Genomic DNA, 5,305 nt, shown 5'->3' on the forward strand with positions numbered 1-5,305 from the left:
GAACTGTGATGCGGCGGGGAGAACTCTGCCCTACCAGCCAGAGCATGGCCAACACACTGGCAAACGATGCGGAGCCCAGGACCACAAGCACTGTCTGAATGGCAACCACTGGTGCATTAGAGAGCTGCGCCATGACAACGAGGCCAGAGATCGTGACAGCGACAAGTATCATCGCAGCGGCAGTGACGAGAAAGGGGCGACGCAGTGTGTCGCTGCGGGCGAGGCCGCTTCCTGCGAGGAATTCCGTCAGGAACGGATTGGGAACGACCGGGCCTCGGGTTCGACCGGCGAGGAGCGCGAAAGTTGCCAGGATCGCAGCAATGATTCCCACTGCACGATAGCTGCTCGGGGAGCTCATGGCGGCAAGGACTTCCGGGCTCGCCAGACCATGAACCAGTGCTCTGAGGAGTGGCACTGCCACTATGGCGACGATCAGGATCGCCACGTAGACCGTATAGCCGGGTTCGCCCGTTGTGGCCAGACCCGCTCTCGATGCCGCAATGGATCGAGAGCGCGACAGTACGCGACGGTCATTCGATGGATTCACGAGGCTCCGATAGACACAGACCGGTTCGCGATTGACTCGATCATGTCCGCACTATGGCTTGCGATCACGACTGTGACACCACGTTCGATCTCGGCGCGGACCACGGACGCCACTAAGGCGCGTCGTGCCGCATCCAGCCGCTGTTCTGGTTCGTCGAGGATTAACACCTCGAACGGGCGCACGAACGCCGTGGCCAGAGACAACAGTTGCGTCTGCCCAGATGAGAGCTCCGTCACAAACCGATTCCGGAGGTCACCTATTCCAAGAGCGGCCATAGTGGCGTCCGCCGCATCCGTTGCGGCGGATCCGGCCCGTCCCCACGTCGTCGCGATGAAACGTAAATGCTCGTGAGCGGTCAGTTCACGGGCAAAGGCGGGCAAACCGATGCGTGCCGAGATCATGCGACGTATGGCTCGCGCACGTTCATCGATTGGCTCTCCGTCGACGTACACATGCCCACTTGTCGGGCGAAGCTGGCCACTTAGTATCCGAAGAAGGGTCGTTTTTCCGGAACCGTTCTGTCCTTGAACTGCTATGGCCTCTCCCTCCTTCACAGCGAAGGACACGGGGGCAAGGAGCACCTCAGAATCAACCGAAGCGGAGACAGCGCGGGCTTCGAGACAGAACATATGAACTATTCTCTCGTGTCTTCGGCTGTTGCTGGGCTCTGGCGGCGCCCGGCCGTCGGGCTATTGGGATTAGCGCGATTAGCCGACCCTACGCGTGCAGCTTCGAACGTAAGGTGTCCCGAAACCTGGCCACCTCGAATCCGATGGGTTTCGAGGTAACCGGCCCCGACCCACCTGGCACTGCGCCAATGGGGCAGGGGATCGGTGCTGAAAAACTCATCCCTGGACGCGGACTATCCAGCCGACAATCTGGCCGTGATGTGCACGCGGACTCCGCAAGTTCGCCACACCGTGCTGGATTGCACCGCCGGCTTCTGGCACCTGCCCGCGTTCCGCTGGGTCTTCAGATGGCTGGTAGCGCACTGAGATCTGATCGATTCGAATCACGCGGCCCGAAAGGTGAGTCCAATCGAGGGTCGCACTGACATCTCGTAATGCCCCGGCATATGTGTCTCGTTGGAGGAGGATCGTACGGCGGCCAGCGAACAAGCGAGCCACCCAGTCGTGCTCCATGGGCACGAGGTCCCAGTCGACATGCTGATCCAATGCGATGTCAAAGCCGTCCTCAGCGACTTGCCACTCGGTCAGCCACACGTCGGTTTCGTTGGGCCCCTTGCTCGGCGCGGGATCCTCTGCGTCGACCGCTTGTATCTCTTGGCTCACGAGTGGCTGGTAGGAGGCGCTGTAGTTCATGCCATTGCTCGAGTGCTGGGGATCGACACATCGAATCGTCGTATCTGGTGTTGGGGTCGGCAAACGGCTGGGAGAGCGCATGGAACAAGGATAGGAACCCCTGCGACTAACTACGAGTGTCTTCGGGAAGCCAATCGGTGCAACAGAGATCGTGTAGGAGGAGGGGCCGCGGGGACTCGAGACCGCGGCGTCTTGTATCCCATGGGATTCGAGGCGCCTAAGTTGCGAGACGCTGGCCCGCTCAGGGATCACCGCAAGAACCCAGGAATCCGTCAGCGGGCTGCGCCTGGCGCATCCGTTTCGTGACGCATGCGCACGGCGCTTACTTCGGGTCACGAAGGAGAGTAGCGAGCACAGCATCAGCCCCGCTCGGCTTGGGCCTCGTGTACGCCTTGCGAATCCACTGCAGCACCCCTGAGCCGACGCCTGCGGCTGCTCCCCACAGCGGCTCTTGGGTTGCGAATCCGACCGAGAGCCCCAGGGCAGCGTCGATGACAAGGTCAGCACCATCGGTTCGAACCAGATCTTTGAGCGACGAATTCTCGAGGTCATGGCGGACCTTGTTTACGCGTGGTTGCAGGACGTCTTCGACGCGTTCGCGGAGTTCTGCCGGCGAGTCCGCTGCGGCGTCACGTTGGATGATCCGTAACGCACTACGCCAATCTTCGAAGTCGTCAGAGGACTTGCGGACTGCTACTGCTTGCCGGATCGGCACTTCGAGCGATGGAACCACGATCCGGGACACCTCTCGAAGCACCGCGCCCGGGTGCTCTCGGTGGACTCCGGCGGCCACCTTTCGTCGCAGGAAAGCGAGGTCGACCTCTGATGCAGGCACGTACTGCGCACCGAACGCATCAGCGACCGCGAGCATCTTGTTGAGGTAGTAGGAGAACGGCTCCGCTCGCCATTTTTCGTCGGCAGGTCGAACCGGTTCGTTGAGCGAAGCCGATAGGCCTTGAAGGTTGTCCCACGCGGTGACCCCGATCTGATCTGCCGGGATGGCTGAGATGAAGTCCTGGAAATCTCGCGACCCGACGTCGTGCCGGACGGCCGTTTCTAACTGGGTTCGCCGTCGTCCAAGAATCGGCCATTGGCTTCGCAGTACTGTCACGCCGTCGCGAATGGGCCCCTCGAGTGCGTACAGATTGTCGACGATACTAGCGAACCGGGTAGCGGCCACCCCCGGTTCTTCTCGCAGCGAATCGTAGGAGCCGGCCCGGCTCCAAATTGCTGCCCCGGCCTGCACAACGTTGTAGACACCATCGCGCCGACGATAGCGGATGCCGCGCGGATCAGGCAGTGAGGATCGGTCGTCGAAGAAGTTAGCAAGCGGGTCCAGGAGGAGCAGCTTCGGGTAGTACAGCAGGGAGTCGCTCAGATCCTCACGAAAAGAAGGCTCGCTCCCGTAGGCGCTTCGCCACCCACCGATCAGCGAGGCGCCCTCCGGGATTAGTTCCTCCGCCTGATCACGCCAGAACTCGCCCAACGCGCCCGCGAGCGAATCCAATTCAACGGGGCTCAGTTTCGCCAGCTCTGCCAGGACTGGTGTAGCGCCGAGAGCTTCCTCAAGAGCATCAAGGATCGTGCGAGGAGACTTCGCTTTTTTCGGGCTCATGACTCCATCGTGGCCCATCGCAGCATCTGACGTCCGCAATAGCGTCCCCCACCGGGTGTCTCACCTTCAGTTGCGATGCAGTGCCGCCGCCGTTGTTGCGATGCCCGTTTATCCCGCCCGATAAGGATGCCCGCAAGGGTGCCTTATCTGCAACATGATTACGTGTTTCGAAACCGTACCCTTGCAAGACGGTTAGGCGAGACAAACCGGTCCCGACCCGCATCCCCGCCGACACTGCACTATTTTACGAACGATAGGCAAGAAAAAGAGGAGTCCTCTGGACAAAAATCCGGAGGGCTTCTCCCTTTTATGGCGGTTGGCAGGACTGTTTTTAGAACAGCCCCACAGTGGGCCGTCCTAACAACCGATTTACGCCTTACAGGTGTCGTCACCATATCTCTTGTGCGCTGCGTGGCGGGCCCCGACTTCGCCTAGTTCAGTCACGCATAATTCTGCTGCTGATATGAGCGCGTTAGATTGCTCGTGAATCTCGATCTCGTCGGTCAAAAGAGAGCTTTTCCATTTGTAATGTGCGAACTCATTACGGTTCGCCGAAACTTGCCGAATGTTCGAAACCAGTTCATCCGAGAGGCGAACAGAATCACCAAATACCGACAACCACGCCGACGATGTCTTCTTCCATATGCTGTTGGCTCGGATGAATTCATCGGCCTCTTCTTCGCTGTGCCCCGTGGACCGAAATGCATCGGCGAATAGGGAATTCAACGAGTGTTCGATCCACGTTGCATAAAACATGATCGCGAACTCCCATCGCTCCGCCTTCACAAAGTCGCGTGCTTGCTCGAGCAGGTCGTCCGTGTAGGACGTGGTGAAACGGAAGCGCTTGAGAATCAGCTCGGGGTGGCGAGCGATGAAGTAGGACATGAATTTGAGACCGTCCTCTTCGGTCATGTCCTGAAGGCCCGGAAAGCCGGAAGTCGAAGAGGTCTCGTAAATGGCACGGGCAAAGAAGTCACGGTCTTCTTTCGAGGATCTTTCCCAAAAGCTCATTCGTGAATTCCTCCTGTCTGGGTACTTAAGGCTGTTCCTGTGCAGAGACGCCAGCTGTAACCATTGGCGTCGTGCAGTTCTCGCCTGCGCGTTTGCTATCGTGCCACTCGCCCGCGCTCTTGTCCACGACAAGAAGACAGGGGCAGCGAGGTAGCAATGGGTCTGGTGACAGCGCGGCTACCAACACCCAGACAGAGTCTCGTAACCCTAGGGATATAAGACGTCTCACGACTCCACAGCTCTGACCTTCGCAGATCAGGGAAGTGTCGCGCCCGGCGGGTCTCATAACTACGTCGCATGATCTGCTGCTTGAGTTTTGGTGCTGGCCGTTAGTTATGAGAGATACCCCAGGAGCGCAGTGACCAAGCTGGTCGGCTGCGCGCGCGTATCGACGCGGATGTCGCGAGCCAGCCGCGCGTACTGGTCGAGGAGATCATGGATCGTAGTTATCTTCGGCTCCAAAGCTCACCCATCCGGGCCCGGCAACGCCCACCTCGCTCTGCATCATTAAGGAAGGGCACCCGGGCAATCCGACCGCTCACGCGCGCCGGATGATGCAATTGCCGTATACGTGTCAGCCCTATCCACCGCCAAGAAATCCAGTCCTCGGAATCGCCACGATAATGAGTCCCGCGAATAGATAAGCATGCACTGGGGCAGAAAAGCCGGGCCCTACTCGCCGTGCTCCTCCGACACCGGCAACCAGCTCAGAGGAACCGATGCGGTGATGATGCTGCCGTCGGCACGAAGGGTGCCTTCGACGTCGCTTGTGCTCGGGGCTCCGGAGAGTCGATCGCCGTGGTGCTCCAG

The 5,305-nt window shown here is 59.7% G+C and carries 4 protein-coding genes and 1 pseudogene; all 5 read right to left on the reverse strand.

Features of this window, described 5'->3' with window-relative positions:
• Positions 1 to 547, reverse strand: a pseudogene (locus tag RMN95_RS02220) (hypothetical protein); the annotation flags it as partial.
• Entirely contained in the window at positions 544 to 1,176 is a 633-nt protein-coding gene (locus RMN95_RS02225) for an ABC transporter ATP-binding protein (RefSeq protein ID WP_309615330.1), read from the reverse strand. The pseudogene RMN95_RS02220 and the gene RMN95_RS02225, both read right to left, overlap by 4 nt.
• Positions 1,177 to 1,392: 216 nt before the next feature.
• The gene (locus RMN95_RS17070) at positions 1,393 to 2,229 is read right to left on the reverse strand and encodes a DUF6578 domain-containing protein (RefSeq protein WP_397545225.1); all 837 of its coding nucleotides are present in this window, start codon (positions 2,227 to 2,229) and stop codon (positions 1,393 to 1,395) included.
• Positions 2,192 to 3,484 carry a hypothetical protein gene (locus RMN95_RS02230; RefSeq protein ID WP_309615331.1) on the reverse strand — a complete coding sequence of 431 codons (1,293 nt, stop codon included), beginning with the start codon at positions 3,482 to 3,484 and terminating at the stop codon, positions 2,192 to 2,194. Before RMN95_RS02230 ends, RMN95_RS17070 begins: the two co-directional genes overlap by 38 nt.
• 369 nt (positions 3,485 to 3,853) lie before the next feature.
• Positions 3,854 to 4,495 (reverse strand): hypothetical protein, encoded by a 642-nt coding sequence (locus RMN95_RS02235; RefSeq protein WP_309615332.1) that lies wholly within the window; start codon positions 4,493 to 4,495, stop codon positions 3,854 to 3,856.
• Positions 4,496 to 5,305 lie beyond the last annotated feature (810 nt).

The sequence above is a fragment of the Salinibacterium sp. genome (genome assembly GCF_031364185.1).
In the GTDB taxonomy this organism is placed as follows: domain Bacteria; phylum Actinomycetota; class Actinomycetes; order Actinomycetales; family Microbacteriaceae; genus Rhodoglobus.